Source organism: Granulicatella balaenopterae, assembly GCF_900111135.1.
GTDB classification, from domain to species: Bacteria; Bacillota; Bacilli; order Lactobacillales; family Aerococcaceae; genus Granulicatella; species Granulicatella balaenopterae.
Genome location: NZ_FOGF01000033.1, coordinates 1 through 23,806 on the forward strand (window position 1 = coordinate 1; position 23,806 = coordinate 23,806).

19 protein-coding genes are annotated in these 23,806 nt (G+C 35.6%); 1 reads left to right on the plus strand and 18 read right to left on the minus strand.

The window, feature by feature from the left end; translation table 11 throughout:
• Nucleotides 1–225: 225 nt before the first annotated feature.
• The 16 genes from BMX09_RS07470 to BMX09_RS07545 all read right to left on the minus strand — a co-directional run bounded on the left by BMX09_RS07470 (nucleotide 226) and on the right by BMX09_RS07545 (nucleotide 20,588).
• Nucleotides 226–1,527 (minus strand): pyrimidine-nucleoside phosphorylase, encoded by a 1,302-nt coding sequence (locus BMX09_RS07470; RefSeq protein ID WP_089747325.1) that lies wholly within the window; start codon nucleotides 1,525–1,527, stop codon nucleotides 226–228.
• 21 nt (nucleotides 1,528–1,548) lie between these two features.
• Nucleotides 1,549–2,214: a ribose-5-phosphate isomerase RpiA gene (rpiA, locus tag BMX09_RS07475; protein WP_089747327.1), complete on the minus strand. Its 666-nt coding sequence runs from the start codon at nucleotides 2,212–2,214 to the stop codon at nucleotides 1,549–1,551.
• Between the two features lie 184 nt (nucleotides 2,215–2,398).
• Complete coding sequence (gene tuf, locus BMX09_RS07480; RefSeq protein ID WP_089747329.1) at nucleotides 2,399–3,586, minus strand: elongation factor Tu; 1,188 nt, start codon at nucleotides 3,584–3,586, stop codon at nucleotides 2,399–2,401.
• Nucleotides 3,587–3,743: 157 nt separating this feature from the next.
• Nucleotides 3,744–5,831: an elongation factor G gene (gene fusA, locus BMX09_RS07485; RefSeq protein WP_089747330.1), complete on the minus strand. Its 2,088-nt coding sequence runs from the start codon at nucleotides 5,829–5,831 to the stop codon at nucleotides 3,744–3,746.
• An 80-nt stretch (nucleotides 5,832–5,911) separates the two neighbouring features.
• The gene (gene rpsG / locus BMX09_RS07490; protein ID WP_089747332.1) at nucleotides 5,912–6,382 is read right to left on the minus strand and encodes a 30S ribosomal protein S7; all 471 of its coding nucleotides are present in this window, start codon (nucleotides 6,380–6,382) and stop codon (nucleotides 5,912–5,914) included.
• Between the two features lie 68 nt (nucleotides 6,383–6,450).
• Nucleotides 6,451–6,864, minus strand: a complete 414-nt coding sequence (rpsL, locus tag BMX09_RS07495) for a 30S ribosomal protein S12 (protein ID WP_089747334.1) — start codon at nucleotides 6,862–6,864, stop codon at nucleotides 6,451–6,453.
• Nucleotides 6,865–7,134: 270 nt separating this feature from the next.
• Nucleotides 7,135–7,965, minus strand: a complete 831-nt coding sequence (locus BMX09_RS07500) for an HAD family hydrolase (protein WP_089747336.1) — start codon at nucleotides 7,963–7,965, stop codon at nucleotides 7,135–7,137.
• A 25-nt stretch (nucleotides 7,966–7,990) separates the two neighbouring features.
• Complete coding sequence (locus BMX09_RS07505; RefSeq protein WP_089747338.1) at nucleotides 7,991–9,616, minus strand: glycoside hydrolase family 13 protein; 1,626 nt, start codon at nucleotides 9,614–9,616, stop codon at nucleotides 7,991–7,993.
• A gap of 156 nt (nucleotides 9,617–9,772) precedes the next feature.
• Entirely contained in the window at nucleotides 9,773–10,660 is an 888-nt protein-coding gene (gene ftsX / locus BMX09_RS07510; protein WP_089747355.1) for a permease-like cell division protein FtsX, read from the minus strand.
• Nucleotides 10,650–11,336 carry a cell division ATP-binding protein FtsE gene (ftsE, locus tag BMX09_RS07515; protein ID WP_089747340.1) on the minus strand — a complete coding sequence of 229 codons (687 nt, stop codon included), beginning with the start codon at nucleotides 11,334–11,336 and terminating at the stop codon, nucleotides 10,650–10,652. The genes ftsX and ftsE overlap by 11 nt, the downstream gene beginning before the upstream one ends.
• Before the next feature lie 182 nt (nucleotides 11,337–11,518).
• A protein-coding gene (prfB, locus tag BMX09_RS07520) for a peptide chain release factor 2 (protein ID WP_143054390.1) occupies nucleotides 11,519–12,629 on the minus strand; the annotation gives its coding sequence in 2 pieces (ribosomal slippage) (nucleotides 11,519–12,556 and nucleotides 12,558–12,629; 1,110 coding nt in all).
• A 131-nt stretch (nucleotides 12,630–12,760) separates the two neighbouring features.
• Nucleotides 12,761–15,319 carry a preprotein translocase subunit SecA gene (gene secA / locus BMX09_RS07525; protein WP_089747343.1) on the minus strand — a complete coding sequence of 853 codons (2,559 nt, stop codon included), beginning with the start codon at nucleotides 15,317–15,319 and terminating at the stop codon, nucleotides 12,761–12,763.
• Between the two features lie 172 nt (nucleotides 15,320–15,491).
• Complete coding sequence (hpf, locus tag BMX09_RS07530; RefSeq protein WP_089747345.1) at nucleotides 15,492–16,031, minus strand: ribosome hibernation-promoting factor, HPF/YfiA family; 540 nt, start codon at nucleotides 16,029–16,031, stop codon at nucleotides 15,492–15,494.
• Nucleotides 16,032–16,166: 135 nt separating this feature from the next.
• Entirely contained in the window at nucleotides 16,167–16,838 is a 672-nt protein-coding gene (locus BMX09_RS07535) for a ComF family protein (protein ID WP_089747346.1), read from the minus strand.
• Nucleotides 16,831–18,324 carry a DEAD/DEAH box helicase gene (locus BMX09_RS07540; protein ID WP_177159575.1) on the minus strand — a complete coding sequence of 498 codons (1,494 nt, stop codon included), beginning with the start codon at nucleotides 18,322–18,324 and terminating at the stop codon, nucleotides 16,831–16,833. Before BMX09_RS07540 ends, BMX09_RS07535 begins: the two co-directional genes overlap by 8 nt.
• 218 nt (nucleotides 18,325–18,542) lie before the next feature.
• Nucleotides 18,543–20,588 carry a C69 family dipeptidase gene (locus BMX09_RS07545; RefSeq protein ID WP_089747350.1) on the minus strand — a complete coding sequence of 682 codons (2,046 nt, stop codon included), beginning with the start codon at nucleotides 20,586–20,588 and terminating at the stop codon, nucleotides 18,543–18,545.
• Between the two features lie 325 nt (nucleotides 20,589–20,913).
• On the opposite strand from BMX09_RS07545, the gene BMX09_RS07550 reads away from it, so the two are divergent.
• Complete coding sequence (locus BMX09_RS07550) at nucleotides 20,914–22,872, plus strand: ABC-F family ATP-binding cassette domain-containing protein (RefSeq protein WP_089747352.1); 1,959 nt, start codon at nucleotides 20,914–20,916, stop codon at nucleotides 22,870–22,872.
• A 91-nt stretch (nucleotides 22,873–22,963) separates the two neighbouring features.
• Here BMX09_RS07550 and BMX09_RS07555 read toward each other — a convergent pair whose 3' ends face one another.
• Both BMX09_RS07555 and BMX09_RS10485 read right to left on the minus strand, forming a co-directional pair.
• Entirely contained in the window at nucleotides 22,964–23,524 is a 561-nt protein-coding gene (locus BMX09_RS07555; protein WP_281242683.1) for a pyruvate, water dikinase regulatory protein, read from the minus strand.
• Between the two features lie 135 nt (nucleotides 23,525–23,659).
• Nucleotides 23,660–23,803, minus strand: coding sequence for a zinc ribbon domain-containing protein (locus tag BMX09_RS10485; protein WP_407645255.1), 144 nt, complete (start codon nucleotides 23,801–23,803; stop codon nucleotides 23,660–23,662).
• Between the last annotated feature and the right edge of the window lie 3 nt (nucleotides 23,804–23,806).

The following is a 23,806-nucleotide window of genomic DNA, read 5'->3' on the forward strand; positions in this document are numbered from 1 at the left end:
TTGGATACTGAATTATTATCAAAAATGATATTTTTATCTGGAATATTTAATAAAGTTCGTATACAATTACTATTAGGCATCTGAAGCCCTCCTTTATAAAGTTTTAGTCGATTTTATTATAGGGCATCAGATGCTTTTTGTGTATAAAAAAATAAATGATGCCATTGAAAAATTTCTTCAACAACATCATTTATTGTAGAACCTAACAATTTCCACAAAATAGGCTTATTCCGTAATAATTTTGTGAATTAATGGGTTAATAACCGCTTCTTCACCAATATGAATTGATTCTAATAGTAGTTTTTCCACATTGTTAATATCTTCTTTAGAGCTATAAACTTCCACTAACGGTTCGCCAGCTTCAACTGTATCGCCAATTTTTTTCAAGATTTTAAGACCAACACCTAAATCGATTTCGCTATCTTTTGTTGCACGCCCAGCACCTAACCACATTGCTGCGATTCCGATATTTTCACAATCAAATCCAGTTACAACACCTGATTTTGGTGCGTTAACCATTTGTTGAATTGAAGCTTGTGGCATTAAGCTATAGTCATTCACAACTTCAGGGTTACCACCTTGATTTTGTACAAATTGTTGGAATTTGGCTAAAGCTTTGCCATTATCAATATTTTCTTGTAACATTTGACGAGCTTCTTCAATCGTTTGCGCTTTACCTGCTAAGACAACCATTTGGCTTCCTAGTGTTAAGCATAATTCCATTAAATCTTCAGGACCTTCACCTTTTAATGTTTCAATTGCTTCAATAACTTCTAAAGTATTACCGACTGCTACACCTAACGGTTGATTCATATCTGAAATAACCGCCATCACTTGACGATCCACTTGTTTTCCAATACGTACCATCGCATGTGCTAATTCTTCAGCAGCTTCTGGTGTCTTCATAAAAGCACCATCCCCAACTTTAACATCTAAGACAATCGCATCCGCACCTGAAGCAATCTTTTTACTCATAATTGAACTAGCAATTAATGGTAATGATTGTACTGTTGATGTAACATCACGCAATGCATAGATTTTTTTATCAGCCGGTGTTAAGTTACCTGTTTGACCAACTACTGCAATTTGATTTTCATTCACTAATTTAATGAAATCATCCATACCAATTTCAATTTTAAAACCTGGAATAGCTTCTAATTTATCTAGTGTTCCGCCAGTATGTCCTAAACCACGGCCACTCATTTTAGCAACCGGTACACCTAAACTAGCTACCATTGACGCTAAAACTAATGTAGTAGTATCACCAACGCCACCAGTTGAGTGTTTATCAACTTTAACTCCATTAATCGCTGATAAATCAATTTGGTCACCTGATTCAACCATAGCCATTGTTAAATAACTACGCTCAACATCTGACATATCTTTAAAATAAATTGCCATCGCCATTGCACTCATTTGGTAATCAGGAACAGTTCCATCTGTAAAGCCATTTACCATATAATAAATCTCATCTTTGGTTAACGCTAAACCATGTTGTTTCTTTTCAATTAAGTCTACCATTCTCATGCTAACACATCCTAAATAAAATTATTTTGACAATATTTCTACGTGATTTTCTTTTCCAACTAAGACAGTCTCAGTTAAATTAGTGAATAATCCATGTTCGACAACCCCTGTTAAACTCTTTAAATAAGTGCCTAATTCAACTGGATTCTCGATTGGAAAAACATCTAAATCAATAATATAATGATGACTATCTGTTAAGTAACGTTCGCCATCTTTCATACGGAATTTTGGTTTAAATCCTTTTTCTTTAAAATCATTAAATAAACGGTCCGCCCCATAACAAACGACTTCAACCGGTAATGGGAAAGCGCCTAATTGGTCTACCATTTTTGAATCATCTACAATCCAAATAACTTTTTCTGAGCGTTTGGCAACAATTTTTTCAAATAATAATGCGCCTCCGCCACCTTTAATACCAGAAAAATCAGGAGCAACTTCATCAGCTCCATCAACAGTTAGATCAATATGATCAACTTCATCGACACTTTTTAAAGGAATACCTAATCCCTCAGCTTGTTTTTGAGTAGCAATTGATGTTGTCACACCTGTAATATGTAATCCTTCTGAAACCATTTTACCTACTGCTTCGACAAAATAATAAGCCGTTGAACCTGTTCCTAATCCAACAATCATACCGTCTTCAATATATTCTGATGCTTTTTCACCAACAAGTTTTTTTACGTTCACGAAAAAATTCCTCCTTTTGTCAAGTACTCTTATTATAGCATAAAAAAACGTTTTCTTTTAGCCTTATTTTTTATGGCATCTATTAGACACAGCATTTTACTATTAGTTTTATGGCATAAAAAAGCCCCTATCTTTCGATAGGGACTTAAAAGTACTTTTTTTATTAAAATAATTTAGTTAAAAATTATTTAGCGATTGATGCTACAACACCAGCACCAACAGTACGTCCACCTTCACGGATTGAGAATTTAGTTCCTTCTTCAATCGCTACTGGGTGAATTAATTCAACGTCCATAGTTACGTTGTCACCAGGCATTACCATTTCAACGCCTTCTGGTAAGTTACATACACCAGTGATGTCTGTAGTACGGAAGTAGAATTGTGGGCGGTAGTTTGTGAAGAATGGAGTGTGACGTCCGCCTTCTTCTTTAGTTAAAACATAAACTTCTGCTTTGAAAGCTGTATGTGGAGTGATTGAGCCTGGTTTAGCTAATACTTGTCCACGTTCGATTTCATCACGTGTAACACCACGTAATAATGTACCAACGTTGTCTCCTGCTTCAGCGTAATCTAATAATTTACGGAACATTTCAACACCTGTTACAGTTGTTTTAGAAGTTTCTTCTTTAATACCAACGATTTCTACTTCGTCACCAACGCGAACTTGTCCACGTTCAACACGACCAGTAGCAACAGTACCACGACCAGTGATTGAGAATACGTCTTCAACTGGCATCATGAATGGTTTGTCAGTATCACGTTCTGGACATGGAATGTAAGCATCAACTTCGTCCATTAATTCTAAGATTTTAGCTTCGTATTCTGCGTCGCCTTCGATAGCTTTTAATGCAGAACCTGCAACAACTGGAGTGTCATCGCCTGGGAAATCGTATTCTGATAATAAGTCACGAACTTCCATTTCTACTAATTCTAATAATTCTTCGTCATCAACCATATCCATTTTGTTTAAGAATACTACGATGTAAGGAACACCTACTTGACGAGATAATAAGATGTGTTCACGAGTTTGTGGCATTGGGCCATCAGCTGCAGATACTACTAAGATAGCACCATCCATTTGAGCAGCACCAGTGATCATGTTTTTAACGTAGTCCGCGTGTCCTGGGCAGTCAACGTGAGCATAGTGACGGTTTTCAGTTTCGTATTCTACGTGTGAAGTATTGATTGTGATTCCACGTTCACGTTCTTCTGGAGCTCCATCGATTGAGCCGTAGTCACGTAATTCTGCGAAACCTTTCTTAGCTAATACTGAAGTAATAGCTGCTGTTAAAGTTGTTTTACCGTGGTCAACGTGGCCAATAGTACCAATGTTAACGTGTGGTTTTGAACGGTCGAATTTTTCTTTTGCCATTTTATTATATTCCTCCTAAGATTGTCTTTTTGTTTGTAAGATCCATTATGGTATCCACATTAAGTAGATTATACCGATAATGGTCGTAAAAATCAACTAGTTACACTAGTTAACTAGAGATTTTTACTATATTGAAATTCCCTAAGACTAATTAGTCTTATTCGTTATTTCCACCATTTTTCTTGATGATTTCTTCAGCGATAGATTTTGGAACATCTTCATAGTGATCAAATGTCATTGAGAATGTACCACGACCTTGTGTTGAAGAACGTAAAGTAGTTGCGTATCCGAACATTTCTGATAATGGAATCATCGCTTTAACGATTTGTGCATTACCACGCATTTCAGATCCTTCTACACGTCCACGACGAGCGTTTACGTGTCCCATTACGTCACCGAAGTATTCTTCAGGAACAGTAATTTCTACAGCCATCATTGGTTCTAAGATAGATGGTTTAGCTTTCTTAGCAGCTGCTTTAAGTGCCATAGAAGCGGCAACTTTGAAGGCAGTTTCTGATGAATCGACATCATGGTAAGAACCATCATATAATTTAGCTTTAATATCAACTAATGGATATCCAGCTAATACACCATTTTCCATAGCGTCTTCTAATCCTGCTTCAACTGCTGGGATATATTCACGAGGAACAACACCACCAACGATTGCATTTTCAAACTCAAATCCAGCACCTTCTTCGTTAGGTGAGAATTCAACCCATACGTGACCGTATTGACCTTTACCACCTGATTGACGAACGAATTTACCTTCTGCTTGACATGCAGCACGGAATGTTTCACGGTATGATACTTGAGGAGCACCTACATTAGCTTCTACACGGAATTCACGTTTCATACGGTCAACGATGATATCCAAGTGTAATTCACCCATACCAGCGATAACTGTTTCACCAGTTTCTTGGTTTGTGTATGCACGGAAAGTAGGATCTTCTTCTGCAAGTTTTTGTAAAGCGATACCCATTTTATCTTGGTCAGCTTTTGATTTTGGTTCAATAGCTACTTCGATAACTGGTTCTGGGAATTCCATAGATTCTAAGATAACTTCATCTTTTTCATCACATAGAGTATCACCAGTTGTTGTATCTTTTAATCCAACTGCTGCCGCGATATCACCAGAGAATACTTCTGGGATTTCTTGACGTGAGTTAGCGTGCATTTGTAAGATACGACCAACACGTTCACGTTTACCTTTAGTAGCGTTACGGATGTAAGATCCTGATTGTAACACACCAGAGTAAACACGGAAGAAAGTTAAACGACCTACGAATGGGTCAGTCATAACTTTAAACGCTAAAGCTGAGAAAGGTTCTGAATCGTCAGCGTGACGTTCAACTTCTTCATCAGTTCCTGGACGAGTACCTTTGATTGATGGTACATCTAATGGAGATGGTAAGTATTCAATAACTGCATCTAACATTAATTGTACACCTTTGTTTTTGAATGCTGATCCACATAATACTGGATAGAATTCAACATTAACAGTAGCTTTACGGATAGCTTTTTTGATTTCTTCAACTGTTAATTCTTCGCCTTCTAAATAACGTTCCATTAAATCTTCATCAGTTTCTGCAACTGCTTCGATTAAGTTAGTGCGCCATTCTTCAGCTAATTCTAACATATCTTCAGGAATTTCAGTTTCTTCGATATCTGTTCCTAAGTCATTGTTATACATGAAAGCTTTCATAGTGATTAAGTCGATAATTCCGCGGAAATCGTCTTCAGCACCGATTGGTAATTGTACTGGGTGAGCGTTTGCTTGTAAACGTTCGTGGATAGTCTTAACTGAATATAAGAAATCCGCACCCATTTTATCCATTTTGTTAACAAATACAATACGAGGAACCCCGTAAGTAGTTGCTTGACGCCAAACAGTTTCTGTTTGAGGTTCTACACCTGATTGAGCATCTAATAATGCTACAGATCCATCTAATACACGTAATGAACGTTCTACTTCTACAGTGAAGTCAACGTGACCTGGAGTGTCAATAATGTTAACACGGTGGCCGTTCCATTGTGCAGTAGTAGCGGCAGATGTGATTGTGATTCCACGTTCTTGTTCTTGCTCCATCCAGTCCATTTGTGATGCACCTTCGTGAGTTTCACCGATTTTGTGGATTCGACCAGTGTAATAAAGTACACGCTCAGTTGTAGTTGTTTTACCAGCGTCAATGTGAGCCATGATACCAATATTACGAGTGTTTTCTAGTGAAAATTCTCTTTTTGCCATCTTCTAAAAGCACCTCTTTCTTTTCTAAATATAATTAAGTATAAGAAGGAAGACTTCTAAGGGGATAACCCTTAAAAATCTTACCAACGATAGTGAGCGAAAGCTTTGTTAGCTTCTGCCATTTTATGTGTGTCTTCACGTTTTTTAACTGAAGCACCTGTATTGTTCGCTGCATCCATGATTTCTTTAGCTAAACGAACTTCCATAGTATCTTCTCCACGTAAGCGAGAGTAGTTTACTAACCAACGTAATCCTAAAGTTGTACGACGATCTGGACGTACTTCTACAGGTACTTGATAGTTAGAACCCCCAACACGACGAGCTTTTACTTCTAAAACAGGCATGATGTTTTTCATAGCTGTTTCGAAAACTTCCATTGGGTCGTTTCCTGTTTTTTCTTGAATGATATCAAATGCGTTATATAAGATTGTTGCTGCCTTACCACGTTTTCCATCTACCATTAAGCGGTTGATTAAACGAGTAACTAATTTAGAGTTATACATTGGATCTGGCAATACGTCGCGTTTTGCGACAGGACCTTTACGAGGCATTTAAAATCCTCCTTTCATATTTTCGAGTTTTTTAGTTTAATTGATAATTGTCTAATTGTCTTTAAAAATTATTTTTTAGGACGTTTAGTACCGTATTTAGAACGGCTTTGTTTACGATCAGTAACACCAGCTGTATCTAAAGCACCACGAACGATGTGGTAACGTACCCCTGGTAAGTCTTTTACACGTCCACCACGAATTAAAACAACACTGTGTTCTTGTAAGTTGTGGCCGATACCTGGGATATATGCTGTTACTTCGATTAAGTTTGATAAACGTACACGAGCATATTTACGTAAAGCTGAGTTAGGTTTTTTAGGTGTCATTGTTCCTACACGAGTACACACACCACGTTTTTGTGGAGAGTTTGTGTTTGTTTGTGATTTTTTGAAACTGTTGTAACCTTTTCCTAATGCAGGAGAGTTTGATTTATCAACTGCAGATTTACGAGGTTTACGTACTAATTGGTTAATTGTTGGCATTTAGCTCTTCCTCCTTCCCTATCGGGTTATTCTTGGTCCACACATCCAGGTGGTCCATTTTTTGTTAAAATTAAAAAGACATCATTTATGTCTCAAGTAGGCTTTCTACCAGTCAGCACGACTGATTCATTTCTTATCAGGAAACTAGGTATAAAAGCACTTTATAAGAATATCACTAATCCACCCTTTCGTCAAGCTTATTGAGGAAAGTTTTTTATTTTTTTGTAAAAAAATAATGAGTAAGATTAGTACCTTACTCATTATATAGGTTTATCGTAAAAAATCAACACTTAATTCTTCTTTTAGTAATTGTTCGAGCGTTGTAATCACTGCTTGCTCTTCGTTACTACCAATTTGATAGCGACAATGAGCTTTTAAGGCATCATCGGCATTAGACATTGCCACACTATGAATAACGGCTTGCATCATTGGTAAATCGTTTAAGCTATCTCCAAATGCGATTGTTTCCTCAGGGGAAATGTGATATTTATGTTGTAAGTAGGTAACGGCTGCTCCTTTCCCACCATCTTTATGATAGACATCGACCCATTCATCGGCACTAGTTACTGATGTTACACCGCTGTATGTTGTTTTTAGTTCATGAGCTAATTGTTTATTTTGTTCTAATCCTAAGAAAGATAGTACAGCAATTTTTAAAATTTCTTCATCTGATGGAATTTCTGCTAAATCGGTAATCAGATTCATTTCTGAATTATATCGTAAAAATTCATCAATCACTTTTTGTTCTTTTACTAATGTATAGGCTGTCTTTGTTGTACTAATTAAACAATCACGTTCCGGTAGGCTTTCGATATATGAGACAATCTCTTTGGCTGTCGTACGTGGGATTGAAAAAATATGTTCTACTTTCTCTGATTTTGCTAAATAGTTCCCATTATCTCCAGCAATATAGACATCTTCTATCTGCATGCTCTTTAAATATTGTTGCAAGAATTCATGACTATTCCCACTTGCAACCACAAATACGACACCTTTTTGATGTAATTGATTAATCACTTGTTCCAATCGCTTACTATCATAGGTTTTATCTGAACGTAATACGGTTTGGTCCATATCCGTTGCTATTAGTTTAATACTCATAATTTATCCCCTTTTTCTTCTATATTTATGCTAATTTAACGATAAAGGCTTCATATGGTTCTAAAACTTGGCAGCAAGTTGAGATAGTTGGTCGGTTATAGTTAGAGATAATCACTTCTGCGGCTTCTCCATATCCACATACATCAATTTCTTGTAATCGGTCACTAATATTAGCAACCGTCATCCATGTTTCTCCTTGGTATGTTCTTGTAAAGGCAAACACTTCAATTGGGACATCTTGGATTAAATGATAATCTCCCCAAACAACTACATCATACTCTTTACGTAAACGAATCATTTTTTGGTAAGTGTAAAAAACGGAATTTGGATCTTGTAAGGCCGCTTTTACATTGATTTCTTTATAATTTGGGTTCACATGTAACCAAGGATTCCCTGTTGTAAATCCGGCATTTTCTGTATCATCCCATTGCATTGGTGTACGAGCATTATCACGTCCCTTAGCATTGATTGATGTTAGAATCTCTTCTTTTGTATAGCCTTTTGCGAGGCGTTCTTGAATCATATTACGGCTTTCAATATCATCTATTTCACTAAAATCTGTTACTGGGCAATTAGTCATCCCTATTTCTTCACCTTGATAAATATAAGGAGTCCCTTTCATGCTATGTAAAAGAATCGCAAATAATTTAGCACTTTCTACACGATATTCTTGGTCATTCCCCCAACGAGAAACAATCCGTGGTAAATCATGATTATTCCAAAATAAACTATTCCATCCTTCATTACCCAATTCGGTCTGCCATTTACTTAGGACTTCTTTTAATTCTAATAAGTCTAAATCTTTTAAATCCCATTTTTCATAACCTTCTTGATCTAGGCCAATATGTTCAAATTGGAAGACCATTGATAATTCCTGACGCTTAGAATTTGAATATAATTTGGCTACGTCGGTTGTTGCCCCCCAAGTCTCACCTACTGTTAATGTATCACGGCCTTTTAATGTTTTTTGATGCATCTCTTGTAAGTAGTCATGTAATTTTGGTCCATTGCCAGTAATGTTTTCATCTGGAACTTTTCCGATTAAGTCGATAACATCCATTCTAAACCCAGCAATCCCTTTGTCTAGCCAAGTATTCATCATGCGATAGACTTCTTGACGCAAGGCTTCATTTTCCCAGTTCAAATCGGGTTGCTTTTTACTAAATAAGTGGAAATAATACTGCCCACTAGCTTCATCATATTCCCAAGCTGAGCCACCAAAGATTGAACCAATATCATTTGGCGCCTTATCTGGTGTACCATCACGCCAAATATAATAATCACGGTATGGGCTATTTTTATCTTTTTTCGCTTCGATAAACCATTGATGTTCATCTGATGAATGATTCACAACTAAATCCATAATAATCGCTATCTTACGCTTTTTAGCTTCAGCAATTAATATATCCATATCCGTCATTGTACCAAATTCTTCCATAATCGCTAAATAATCACTAATATCATAACCATTATCATCATTTGGCGATTGATAAACTGGACTTAACCAAATAGCCCCAACTCCCAATTCTTGTAAATAATCTAATCGTCTAATAATTCCTGGTAAATCACCAATCCCATCACCATTACTATCTTGAAAACTTCTTGGATATATTTGATATACGACAATTGACTGCCACCATTTTTTCTCCACTTAAATCCCTACTTTCTCTACTACTTTTACACCGCTTAGTTTACGGTAAAACGCTTTAAACTGCAAGATGTTAGCGGTATCTCTTTTCTATGAGCAAATAAAAAAAGATTGAGTAATTCCTACAGTCGCCTGTATTTTTACTCAATCTCTCATTAATTATACTTTTAAGAACCGTCTAATAGACATTACTGAACCAAATGAACCAATCACTACACCTAAAGCGATTAACCCGCCAGCTAAGTAGTATAGGAATGGATTTGGATCTAATAAAGCAATATTTGAACCGGTTAAGAAGTTTGTCCCTGAATGAAAGACATACATATAAGCACTCCATAATAAAGCTACTGGAATGATTGCTCCTAATAAACCGATAATGCCCCCTTCTAAGAAGAATGGCCAACGAATATATGAATTTTTAGCACCAACTAATTTCATAATTTCAATCTCAGTACGACGAGCATAAATCGCTGAACGAATTGTATTAGAAATTAAGAATATCGCAATCAATAATAAACCGATAATCACAACAATTCCGATATTACGAATATTATTAACCACTTTAAATAAGTTATCTGCTTTCGCTCCACCATAATTGACTTTTGAGACATAATCCATGGTTTCAACAGTTTCAGCAACTTGTTTGGTTACTGAAGGATCTATTGTACTAACTTCAAACGTATCATGTAATGGGTTACCATCATCTTTAAATAAGTCAAATTCTTCTGAAAAACTCTTTGTAATATTTTCTAATTCTTCATCTTTACTACGAAATTCTACGGAAGATACTTCTGGTAAAGCCTCAATCTCAGCTTTTAATGTATCTTGCTTTTCTTGGTCTGCTGCTAAATCAATATACACACGCACATTCACGTCTTGTTCGATATCCGTTACAACTTTATTAACATTAAATAACATTGCTGTAAAAAATCCAACCAATAATAATGTCATTGATACTGCTGAAATCGCTCCAAAACTCATTAAACCATTACGAAAAAGACTCTTGAAAGCATCTCTAATATGACGAAAAAAAGTTCTAGTCCTCATAGCCATAGTCCCCTTCCTGTTGGTCACGAACGATGCGACCATTTTCTATCGCTACTACACGATGTTTCATTTGATTAACAATCGAACTATTATGAGTGGCCATTACAACCGTTGTTCCACGTTGATTAATCTTTTCTAGAATATGCATAATTTCTAGTGATGTATCTGGGTCTAAGTTACCCGTTGGTTCATCAGCAATTAAGACTTCTGGAGTATTTACAATCGCACGTGCAATTGCTACACGTTGTTGTTCTCCACCAGATAATTCATTTGGAAACATACGCATACGATGTTTTAAGCCAACTAAGTCTAGTACTTCATTCACACGTTTATTAATTTCTTTTGGTTTGGCACCAATTACTTCCATTGCATAGGCAATATTTTCAAAAACTGTTAAACGTGGTAATAATTTGAAATCTTGGAAAACCACACCCACATGACGACGTAAATATGGTACATTTCTTTCTTTTATTTTCATTAAATCAAATTTACCTACAATAATTCGACCAGTTGTTGCTTTTTCTTCGCGGTACATCATTTTAATGAAAGTTGATTTTCCCGCACCAGAAGGTCCCACAACATAAATAAATTCTCCATCATTAATTTGAATCGAGATATTATTAACTGCGGTGATACCATTTGGATATTTTTTTGAAACATTCATCATTTCAATCATTTGTGTTCACCTATCTTTTTCTTTTATTTATCATTTATTATCCTTATTAACAATTTATTATAGCATGCTAATACTTAGATAATATTGTAATCATATTACAATGTTGTTTCATTGGCACATCTATTCTAATAAAAGACTAGTATCCCTCTTCTTTTCAAGTAGGAAATGGTTGCTTTCTTTCATTATTTAGATAAAGACCATTTTAAATAGGCGTCCATAAATGGATCTAAATCGCCATCCATTACATTTTGGATATTACCTGTTTCATATCCAGAACGAACATCTTTTACTAATGAATATGGATGGAATACATAATTTCTGATTTGTGAGCCCCAAGCAATTTCTTTTTGTTCGCCACGAATTTCTGCTAATTCAGCTGCTTTCTTTTCTTCTTCTAATTGGAATAATTTTGCTTTTAAAGTTTTCATCGCTTGATCACGGTTTTTGAATTGTGAACGCTGCGCTTGACTGGTTGTAACGATTCCAGTAGGTATGTGAGTAATACGGACTGCTGATGAAGTTTTGTTAATATGTTGTCCACCAGCACCACTCGCACGATAGACATCAACTTTTAAATCATCTGGATGAATCTCAATATCAATATCATCATCAATTTGCGGAATAATATCTACTGAACAAAATGATGTATGACGTTTGCCAGCTGCATCAAATGGCGAGATACGCACTAAACGATGGACGCCTTTTTCTGATTTTAGATAGCCATATGCATTTAAGCCTTCAATTAACATCGTAACTGATTTAATACCTGCTTCATCACCATCTTGATAGTCAATCATCTCAACACGGTAACCATGCTGTTCTGCCCAACGACTATACATACGTAAAAGCATCGAACCCCAGTCTTGTGATTCTGTACCACCAGCACCTGGATGTAATTCTAAAATGGCGCTTGCTTTATCATGTGGGCCATTTAAAAGCATTTGTAATTCATATTGTTGCACTTTTTGATCTAGTTCTTGTAATTGTTCGATTAATTCTTGATAAATATCTGGATCTATTTTTTCATCTTCTTTCACCATTTCGAATAATAAAGCTACTTCTTCAGCTTCCACTTCTAATTGATGAAATGTATCATATACCGCTTTTAATTCATTACTTTTTTGAATAACTTTTTGTGCTTCTTCATTATTATCCCAGAATCCTGGTTCAGTCATTTCTTGTTCTAGGGCTGCGATATCTTGTTCTAATTGTTCTAAGTCAAAGAGACCCCCTATAACTTGCGATTTGTTCTTGTAAACCTTCTAGCGAATGACGAATTTCACTAACTTCCATATCTTTCACACTCCATCTTCTTTTATTCTCGAACACCCATGAGTAATCCCAAAAGTGTTTAACTTTTTTATAACATTAGAAAAAGCGACGAACGAATCCGCCGCTTTCCTATAATATCATTAATTGCTTGTTTATTCCATTCCTGGACGGTCATGTTTCTTTTCATTTTTATCAGCTTCCATTGCTGGGTGTAATCCAGTATTAGATGTATGTTCTACATTCTCTACTTTTTTATTCATTGCTGCTTCTTCCGCTGGGCTTTGTGGGCCTTTTTGACGGTCATGACCTTTTGCTACAATGCTGCGAACACCTTGTACCTGCTCACGTTGTAAGTTTTGACGAATTTGTGATTTCATAATGATACGTGTTACATCATAATCAATCGCACCAATCATCGCTTGGAATCGTTCAAATCCTTCTGTTTGGTATTCTGTTAATGGATTCATTTGAGCATATCCACGTAAACCAACACCTTGACGTAAGTGATCCATTTCATCAATGTGATCAGTCCATTTACGGTCAACAACACGTAAAATTACAACTTTTTCAAATTCTAGCATTTGATTTGGTCCATTTAATTCAGCTTGTTTTTCACGATAAATTTTCATAGCTTTTTCATCTAATAACGCTTCGATTTCTAAAGCAGATTTACCAGCTAATTCTTCCACGCTAATATCTTCTGGATGACAAATTGCGCTTGTTGCAAAGTCGACGATTGCTTCTAAGTCCCATTTTGTTTTATCTTCAGCTAATGTGTGGTTTTCTACCATACGGTGAATTGTACGACGAATCATATTTGTTGTTACTTTTTCAAGTGAATCTTCTTCGTTAATGATTTGTAAACGTTGAGAGTAGATAATCTCACGTTGTTCACGCATTACTTCATCATATTCTAAGACGTTTTTACGTGTATCGTAGTTATTACCTTCAACACGTTTTTGGCTTGATTCTACTTGTTTTGTTAACATTTTACTTTGGATGAAGTTTTCTTCTTCACCTTCCATATTTAAGCGGCTCCAAATATTTTGCATTTTTTCGCCACCGAAACGTTTCATTAAGTCATCTTCTAATGATAAGTAGAATTGAGTTGCACCTGGGTCACCTTGACGTCCAGCACGCCCACGTAATTGGTTATCAATACGACGAGATTCGTGACGTTCTGTACCAATAACGCATAACCCACCTAATTCTTTAACACCGCTACCTAATTTGATATCGGTACCACGACCAGCCATATTAGTTGCGATTGTTACGGCACCACGTTGACCTGCTTGCATAACGATTTCCGCTTCTTTAAAGTGATTTTTCGCATTTAAGACTTCATGTGGGATGCCTTCTTTTTTCAATAAATCTGATAATAATTCTGATGTTTCAACAGCAACTGTACCTACTAGGATTGGTTGGCCTTTTTCGTGACGTTCTTTAATGTCTTTTACTACTGCATTAAATTTACTCTTTAAGTTAGGGTAAATTAAGTCTTGTCCATCTTTACGTTGGATTGGACGATTTGTTGGGATTGCAATAACATTCATATTATAAATTTCACGGAATTCTTCTTCTTCTGTTTTGGCAGTACCAGTCATACCTGATAATTTACGATACATACGGAAATAGTTTTGGAATGTGATAGTTGCCATTGTTTTTGATTCATTTTCTACATTTACGCCTTCTTTAGCTTCGATTGCTTGGTGTAAACCATCTGAATAACGACGGCCTTCCATAATACGTCCAGTAAAGCCATCAACGATTTTAATTTTACCTTCGTCTACTACATAGTCAATGTCGATTAACATAATGTAGTTAGCTCGTAAAGCTTGATCAATATGGTGGATTAAAGCCGCATTGTCAATATCATATAGATTTGGTAAACGGAAAGCTTTTTCTGCTTTATTGATTCCTTCGTCTGTTAAAGAAATGGTTTTAGAAGTTAAATCAATAGTATAATCTTCCTCTTCTTTTAAGCCTTTTACAAAGAAATCTGCACGTTGATATAATGCTGTTGATTTTTCTGCTTGTCCTGAAATGATTAATGGTGTACGAGCTTCATCGATTAAGATTGAGTCCGTTTCATCGACAACCGCAAAGTTTAATGGACGTTGCACCATTTGGCTCTTATAAACTACCATGTTATCACGTAAGTAGTCGAACCCTAATTCATTGTTTGTGCTATAAGTAATATCTGAGTGATATGCTTCACGTTTTTGTTCAGCAGGCATTCCTGTTAAGTTTAATCCAACTGATAAACCTAAGAATTCGTATAATTCACCCATTTCTTCCGCATCACGAGTTGCTAAGTATTCATTAACTGTTACTACATGAACACCATCTCCTGATAATGCGTTTAAGTATACGGGCATTGTCGCTGTTAATGTCTTACCTTCACCGGTACGCATTTCAGCGATATTCCCTTCATGCAATGTAATACCACCCATGATTTGTACTTTATATGGGAATAAACCTAATACACGACGAGCGCCTTCACGAACTAATGCGAATGCTTCTGGTAATAAACTATCTAATGATTCCCCTTGTTTATATCTTGTTTTGTACTCTTCAGTTTTAACTGGAAAATCTTCATCTGTTAATTCTGACATAGTATTTTCATATGCCATAACTTTATCTGCTAGTTTTCCTAATCTACGTAATTCACGCTTATCATTTTCAACTAGCTGTTTTAAAAAATTAGCCATCCTGTTCTCTCCTTAATTATTATCTATTCGTATTTATATGCATTTGTCTGCATGTTAAAGTATTAACTTCTATACTTTTTGCATCTTACTTATTCTATCATACTTTGAATAGCTTTTACATTAAAAAAAGATGACTTTTTTTAGAAAAGTCATCTTTTAGTCAAATTTTATACTAATTAGTTTCAATTAAGCCGTATTTTCCATCTTTACGACGATAAACAATATTGATATCGCTAGTTTCAGCATCTTCGTAAATGAAGAATTCATGACCTAACATATTCATTTGTAAAACAGCTTCTTCACTGTCCATTGGTTTTAAGTTTAATTGTTTTGTACGAACAATCTCTAAGCCGTGTTCTTCAGCTTCTTCTTCGTGTGGTTCAATAGCAATAAAGTCGAATCCTTTTTCACGAGATTTACGATTAATTTTTGTTTTATATTTACGTACTTGACGTTCTAGCTTATCGACAACTAAGTCAACACTTCCATATAAATCGATTGATGTTTCTTCAGCACGTAATACCAAATATGGTAATGGGATAGTTACTTCCACTTTAGCAGTCTTGTCTGAATAAACTTTTAGGTTCACATGAGCAGTAGCATTTGGTACATCTGTGAAATATTTTTCTAATTTGCTGATTTTTTTCTCAACATACATACGAATTGCTTCTGTAACCTCGATGTTTTCTCCACGGATATTATACTTGAACATAATACTCTCCCCTTTCATTCGGAAAATCCACAGTGCCTAAATCGATGAAATCATCCATTTGGTGTGTGTGATAATGATTTTCCTTACACTCTTATTATAGACCACGAACCTCAAAAATACAAGCGTTTTCATAAATTATCGGAAGAATGTTACAGACTTTACGCATTGTACATTATTTTCCTTTAACAACTCTGCCGCGCGGTGCAAGGTCGAACCTGTTGTATACACATCATCTATTAATAATATGTTTTTATTGGTAATATTTCCTAATATTTTAAATGGTTGTTCCAATAACAATCGCTCTTGTCTTGTTTTTTCTGATTGTTTTTTGCCTATTCTAACATCTTGTAAGAGATTTTCATAATGAATACCTGCTAATTGTAAGGGATATTCCACTGCTTTAAATTGTCTTTTAACTAAACTAGCTTTCGAGGAAGGGATAGGAACAATCTTGTAGGCTTGGTAGTCTTTAAGGCATATTTTGATAGCATCAATAAGCATCCATGCCAATAGACAATCTCCTTGAAATTTATAACGACTCATCCAATCCTTAGCAGCTTCATCATAATGAAAAAGAGCTTGATTACATACGACTAACTGACCATCTTTTTCTAGCCATTTTTGACAATCCAAGCAATACTCTTTTGTACTAGTTCGACCACATCCTTTACAGCAAAGTTCTCCTTTATAACTAGCTAATAATTGTTGACAGTTGTGACATAGATGCTCTTCTTTTGGAGTTCTAAAAAAACTCATCATCGTAAACTTATCAGGCATATCACAACCACACCACATACAATTACTCATGATCAATCATTCCTTTTTCGAAAGCTTGTTGATTCAAACTTTTAATCTCTTTTATAGCTTGTTTGATGGCTTTGGTCGTACCATAATGACAAAATACTACTTCCCCCGTTGGATAATCAACCGTCCTCCCTACCCGTCCAGCAATTTGGATTAAGACTTCTTTTGTAAAAATCCGATCTTCAGATCCCAATACCAATACATCAATATTCGGAAACGTAACACCTCGCTCCAAAATTGTCGTTGTCACTAAAAAATCATATTTTTCCTGACGCATCTTCATTACTCGTTTTGAACGCTTTTCTTCTTTGGAGGAGACCGAACTAAACTTGGCATCCGGGAAAGCTTTTTGTAAACTTTTTTCAATTTGCGGAATCATCCTAATTGACGGTATAAATAATAAAAAACGTTTTTTCGTTGTTAAGTGTTGATTAATCCATTTTTTTAAGAATTGCGGTAATAATTCTCTACCTAATAATCGGCGCCAATTACCACACCATTTAACTTTTGGAACAACTAAAGGATGCCTATGATAGCGAGCTGGTAATACTAAAGAAGAAATTTCTTGATTAGCAGCCGCTTTTTGTAGCGCTTTACTTGGCGTTGCTGTTAAATAAATACACTTACCTGTTGGCTGCAACGAACGCCTCGCTCCATAAACTAACATCGGCTGATTACTATATGGGAAAGCATCCACTTCATCAATCACTAATAAATCAAACGCTTGATAAAAACGCAATAATTGATGCGTTGTTAAAATAGTTAATGGTACCCTACGATATCTATCTTCTGACTCACTCGTTAAACAAACTTGCTCCACAGAAGGAAAAGCCGTCTTAATCCGTGGAGCTAATTCATGACAAACATCAATCCTTGGTGCGGCTAATCCCACACGCCCACCAGCTTCTAACACTTGTTGAATCACCTTAAAAATCATCTCCGTCTTCCCCGCTCCAGTAACTGCCCAAACAAGACAAGTCTGTTGTGTGGCTTGCTTTAAAAAATCCGTTAATGCTGTTGAAATCATCTGTTGACTTGGCGACAATTCTCCACGATAAATAACCTTCACGGACTTTTTGGGAAAAGAATATGCTTCATCTGCTAAAGCATACAATGTCGTACAACGCTTCACTTTCCCCATATTAAAGCACTGCCTACAATAAAAACAGTCCTCCCCACAAGTACATGGGCCAACTGCGCGCCATTCTTTATCATTTGTACCACAAAATTGACATTGCCACTCTCTTTTATGAACCTTTTGAAAACCAGCAAGCTCTTTTACCTCCCACCCCTTTAGCAAGGTGGTGATTTGTTTATCCATTACTAGTGAATCCTCTTGATTGCTACTCTCTTCTAATAGCTCTTTAAAAAGGGAACCATCTACTTTAAATCGCTCTTGTTCTAGTTCATATACTAATGAATCTATATCTTTATCACGTGTAATCCGCCCTTGTAATTGCTGTTTTAATGCTAGCTTTAATGCTGACATTTGATTTTCCCACCCCATTTCATCCTTCTATTTAGATATACGGAAAATACTGGTAAAATTTTTATTTTTTGCGTAAAAATATAGAGCTAGCAAACTGTTCGCACCATTTGTCTCTTATTGAATAAATTGGCCATAAAAATAAGGTGCAATGATGACATTACACCTTATCTTTGTTATTTGTTTTCAATTATTGGGCTAGCTATCAGATTATTTGAGAACTAGTTAATTAATGCTCCCCATTTACCTAATTTATAGCCATCGATTTTTTCATTACGAGCATAGTGACCATCTTTATAGATATAGTACCAGTGACCATTATCATAGTACCAGCCATCTTTAGCCATTTGTCCATATTGCGTTAAGAAGTAGCCGCTTACCCATTCATCATGTGCATATGTGCCATCTTCATGAATATAGTACCAATCGCCTTTATCGTAGTACCAGCCACCTTTAGCCATTTGTCCATATTGCGTTAAGAAGTAGCCGCTTACCCATTCATCATGTGCATAGCTACCATCTGCATGAAGATAGTACCAATTGCCATTATCATAGTACCAGCCATTTGATCCCATTTGACCATATTGCGTTAAGAAGTAACCACCAACCCATTCATCACGAGCATATGTGCCATCTGCTTTTAAGTAGAACCAAGCTTTATAATCATTATCGTAAATCCATTTTGATGTTACTTTTTCACCATCTTTATAGTAGTAATCCCCATCCCAACCTTGTTTTACTGGAGTTTCTGGTTCTTCTGGTTTTTCAGATTCTGCAATTTTTTCTTGCATCTCTTTTTCTAAATCTTTCATTTCGCCAAAGACTTCTTTAGCGCGTGCTAATGAATCATTAGTTGCTACTTCGCTTGCTTTTGCAGGATCATTTGCTAAGTCAATTTGTTGTTGGATTAAAGCAGGTTGTTCTTTCATCCATTGATCTTCTTTAGCTTCCCACATATTACGAACTGTTTTACCGAATAAATCTGTATGTTTCATAGCCATATTATTAATATCAGAAGCTACCCAATACCAAGAATTTGCATTGTATTCTTCACTTGTATTTTGATATGCTTCATAAGTTTCTGTGATATTACCAAAGTACGGTAAGTATGGTGAATTTTGTGATGTACCTACTGATAACCATAATACGCCACCCACATCTTTCGGTAATTCTTTTTTAATTTGGAATACATGTGCTTCCATTACATTTGGATTTGAGATTGGATATTTATAAACATCACTATCATTATCACGTCCAATTGGGTTACCTTTATCATCTAATTCTGCTTGATCTAAAGGAATATATTTTGTACCTTCAAAACGATTACGTTGCAAGTTGAATGCATCGCGTAATGTTAATTTCTTAGGTGAATCTTGTAATAATTCAAAATATTCATCATCATACTGAACAGTTGCATCTGGGTTCAATGATTTAATGCCTGACCAAGTACGAGAACGGTTGCTATCACGCATTGGAGGATTATATGATTGAGATACATTGAAGTGTCCATTTGTTTCTTTATAAGTTCCAGCTTCTTTTGCTACTTTTTCTAAATCTTTAGAAACAATTTTATCTTCATCCTTAAATTCATTTAATGTACCTAAATAGAAGGTATTTGGGAATACTGCAAATTTGTCGTCTGGGAATTTAATAGCTGCATATTGGTGACCTGAATAGATTTCCATATACCAAATTTCATCATGGTCAGCTAATACAACAATATTACCTTCTGCTGAACCTTTTTCTTCAACAACTTTAGCGATAAATTCAATCCCTTCACGTGCACTTTTAACGCGCGGTAAGACTAAAGTAGTCATATTTGATTCTGCTAATCCATCTGCTACATATGGGTCAACACCTACAATACCTTTTTTTTGGTTACCACGAATTTGTTTATTGGCTTTTGCTGAGACTGTTGCTGAGATTGATACGCCATACTCATTAAAGCCAGCTTCATCATACACACCATATTCTGGCGTTACGTCCGGAATAGATGTAAATTTGTAGCTAACTGCTGGCAATGGATAAGTAAATCCATTTGATAAATCTTGTAATAATGATCCTACCTTATTTTTTGTGCTAGGATGCACCACAAATGTTTTGTTATGATTTGGTTCTAAGTCTTCAGTACGACCATAAATAGTTGAGCCATCTTCTGTTAAATCCTTTCCAATCACAAAACCTGTACAGGCCATAACTGTTTGAGTTGGAACAGCTAGGGCACAGATACCTAATACTGACAATAATGTTTTTGAACTCTTTTTCATAAAACTTACCCCCTAAATAATTAGATACTTACTTTTATTTAAATTTATTATACCGCTTTCATAAAAATAAAAAAACTATTTTATCATTATTTTTTCATTTTTTAACCATTTTATCATCATTTTATCATCTAATGCATTTTATTCTCATTTTTGTCAAAAAAAAATCCCTTTTTTACAACTTTCTATAAGCCTATCTTTTATGAAGTGGTTAGTATTTTCTATCTATAATAGATTATCATTGGATGACTTGTAAATCAGCGCAAGATTCGTTACTATTTAGAAGACGCAGTAACTATTCATTATAGAAAGGAATACTATATATTATATGATTTTATTACAAGGACAAGGAATTGCTCGCCATTTTGGTGTGGATATCCTATTTGAAAATATTTCAATTGATATTCAAGATACTTCACGCATCGCCTTAGTTGGCCGCAATGGTACCGGCAAATCCACATTATTAAAAATTTTATCAGGGATTGAAGACCCTACTTTAGGAACGGTTAGCAAAAAACGTGACATTTCGATTGGTTACTTAGACCAATATGCTTCGATTGAATCAGACAATACTATCTGGGGTGAAATGAGCGAATTATTTACTCATATTGAACAATTAAAAAAAGATTCAGAACAAGCAGCCATCTCATTAGGAGATCCCGATATTTTAGCCGATGAAAAAAAATACCAACAAGCACTAAAACGTTTTGATCAATTACAATTACAATTAGAACAATCCAATGCATATGGCTATGAATCAGAAATCAAAATGGTCTTACATGGTTTTGGCTTTTATGAAGAAGCTTACCAAACACCCATCAAAACCTTATCTGGCGGCCAACGCACTCGTCTAGCTTTAGCGAAAATCTTACTAGAAAAGCACGATATCCTAATCCTAGATGAACCGACGAATCACCTAGACATCGAAACGTTAACATGGTTGGAAGATTATTTACGTGGGTTTAAAGCAGCCCTTTTAATCGTATCCCATGACCAATACTTCTTAGATCGTGTCTGTAATGAAGTATATGAAATCCATCACCATACAGCTGAACATTATAAAGGAAATTATTCCTACTATTTAGAAGAACGTGAAAATCGTTTTCTATTACGACAAAAAGCTTATGAAAAACAACAAGATGAAATCCAGAAACTAGAAGAATTCGTCGCTAAAAATTTAGTACGTGCTTCAACAACTAAGCGCGCCCAATCACGTCGCAAACAATTAGAAAAAATGGAGCGTATTGAAAAACCCCAAGGCGATGGTAGAAGTGCCCGTTTTGCCTTTTCTAGTGAAAAAGAATCTGGCAAACAAGTCTTATTAATTGAAAATGGGGTTGTAGGTTACGAAAATACCCCACTAACAAAACCGATTAATCTACAAGTTAGAAAGCAAGAAGCAATTGCAGTCGTAGGTCCGAATGGTGTCGGTAAATCAACACTCTTAAAATCACTCTTAAATGAAATTCCATTTATCAGTGGTCAGGCAACATTTGGTACGAATGTCGAAATTGGTTACTATGACCAAAACTTAAGTGGCTTAAATCCACGCAATTCTGTCTTAGAAGAACTGTGGAGCAATCACTCATTAATGAATGAAAAAGATATTCGCACTATTTTAGGAAGTTTCTTATTTACTGGTAAAGACGTTGAAAAGACAACCGCTCAATTAAGTGGTGGTGAAAAAGCACGATTATCCTTAGCAAAATTAGCCTTAAATCATGATAATCTCTTATTCTTAGATGAACCAACCAACCACTTAGATATTGATAGTAAAGAAGTCCTAGAACAAGCTTTAGTCGAATTCGATGGCACTATCTTTTTCGTATCTCATGACCGTTACTTTATTAACCAAGTTGCAACCTCAATCTTAGAACTAACACCTAAACAGAACACTCTTTACTTAGGAGATTATGATTATTATATTGAAAAGAAAAAAGAACAAATGGAAGTTGAAGCTTTATTGGAAGCTGAAAATAAACAAACTGAATCAACTACAACCAATACAACCTCCGAAGCAAAAATGCACTATCAACAAACTAAAGAACAACAAAAGCAATTACGTGCACTACAACGAAAAGTCGACCAATCAGAACATCAATTAGCGAATATCGACCAAAAAATTACAGCTATTCACACCGAATTAGCTAAGGAAGAAGTCTATACCGATCTGGATAAATCAAGCGACTTACAATACCAATTAGGCGAATTAGAAGAACAACAATTACTTGCTCTGGACACTTGGGAAACACTTAGCCTAGAATTAGAAGAGTTAACTAAGGACTAAGTTAAAAACGTTTTTTCGTTGCTAAATACTCTAAAATACATAATTAAGATAAAAAGCAAGCGAACTACAGCTCTTGTAGTTCGCTTGCTTTTTATTGTTCCTCAATATGTTCTATGATTTTTTGAGCTGTCTCTTCAATCGACATATGATTCACATCAATCACTTTAGCCCCCAATTCACAAAAGACCTCACGTTGATAACGTAACTCTTCCTTAATCCGATCCATCTCAATATAACTAACTTCAGGACCCATGCCTAAAGCATCCAGTCGCGATTGACGAAACTTCATAATCGTAATTGGATTCACCATTAAGCCAATTAACTTTTTAGCATCAACTTGATACAGTTCTTTTGGCAATGGTACTTCAGGAATTAATGGTAAATTACTGGCTTTATAACCTTTATGAGCTAAATAAATACTAACCGGTGTCTTAGACGTTCTTGAGACCCCTAATAATACAACATCACTTTCTGAAAAACCACGAGGGTCTTTGCCATCATCATACTTCACCGCAAATTCAATCGCTGCAATTCGCTTGAAATACTCATCATCTAATCGATATTTCTCCCGAGTACGTTCAGTTGGCTCTTCTTGTAACTGCTCTGAAATAGCTTGTACTAATGGTGACAAACAATCAAGTGAACTACACACTAAGCTAAAGCTTAGGTGCTTCTTGTTTCGTCCTCTCCTGCGTTTCCTAATCTAATTGATTATTCCTCCGTCTTACAAAAAGTCCACAAGCGTATAAGTTTGGGTAGTTCCTACCCTACTATAACCTATTTTTTATTATGCACTCATGAGGATTCTAAGTCCTTCGTTTTTTATATTCAGTGCAGCATTTATATCTCTATCTAACTCAAGACCACATTCACAACAATATGTTCTATCAGTTAGGTTGAGATGTTTTCTATTGCCACAATAGCTACAAATTTG

Bases quoted from the DNA above. Each gene is read 5' to 3' on its own strand.
- BMX09_RS07470 (WP_089747325.1), bottom strand. From the start codon at position 1,527: ATGAGAATGGTAGACTTAATTGAAAAGAAACAACATGGTTTAGCGTTA.
- tuf (WP_089747329.1), bottom strand. From the start codon at position 3,586: ATGGCAAAAGAAAAATTCGACCGTTCAAAACCACACGTTAACATTGGT.
- fusA (WP_089747330.1), bottom strand. From the start codon at position 5,831: ATGGCAAAAAGAGAATTTTCACTAGAAAACACTCGTAATATTGGTATC.
- rpsG (WP_089747332.1), bottom strand. From the start codon at position 6,382: ATGCCTCGTAAAGGTCCTGTCGCAAAACGCGACGTATTGCCAGATCCA.
- rpsL (WP_089747334.1), bottom strand. From the start codon at position 6,864: ATGCCAACAATTAACCAATTAGTACGTAAACCTCGTAAATCTGCAGTT.
- BMX09_RS07500 (WP_089747336.1), bottom strand. From the start codon at position 7,965: ATGAGTATTAAACTAATAGCAACGGATATGGACCAAACCGTATTACGT.
- ftsX (WP_089747355.1), bottom strand. From the start codon at position 10,660: ATGAGGACTAGAACTTTTTTTCGTCATATTAGAGATGCTTTCAAGAGT.
- ftsE (WP_089747340.1), bottom strand. From the start codon at position 11,336: ATGATTGAAATGATGAATGTTTCAAAAAAATATCCAAATGGTATCACC.
- secA (WP_089747343.1), bottom strand. From the start codon at position 15,319: ATGGCTAATTTTTTAAAACAGCTAGTTGAAAATGATAAGCGTGAATTA.
- hpf (WP_089747345.1), bottom strand. From the start codon at position 16,031: ATGTTCAAGTATAATATCCGTGGAGAAAACATCGAGGTTACAGAAGCA.
- BMX09_RS07535 (WP_089747346.1), bottom strand. From the start codon at position 16,838: ATGAGTAATTGTATGTGGTGTGGTTGTGATATGCCTGATAAGTTTACG.
- BMX09_RS07540 (WP_177159575.1), bottom strand. From the start codon at position 18,324: ATGTCAGCATTAAAGCTAGCATTAAAACAGCAATTACAAGGGCGGATT.
- BMX09_RS07545 (WP_089747350.1), bottom strand. From the start codon at position 20,588: ATGAAAAAGAGTTCAAAAACATTATTGTCAGTATTAGGTATCTGTGCC.
- BMX09_RS07550 (WP_089747352.1), top strand. From the start codon at position 20,914: ATGATTTTATTACAAGGACAAGGAATTGCTCGCCATTTTGGTGTGGAT.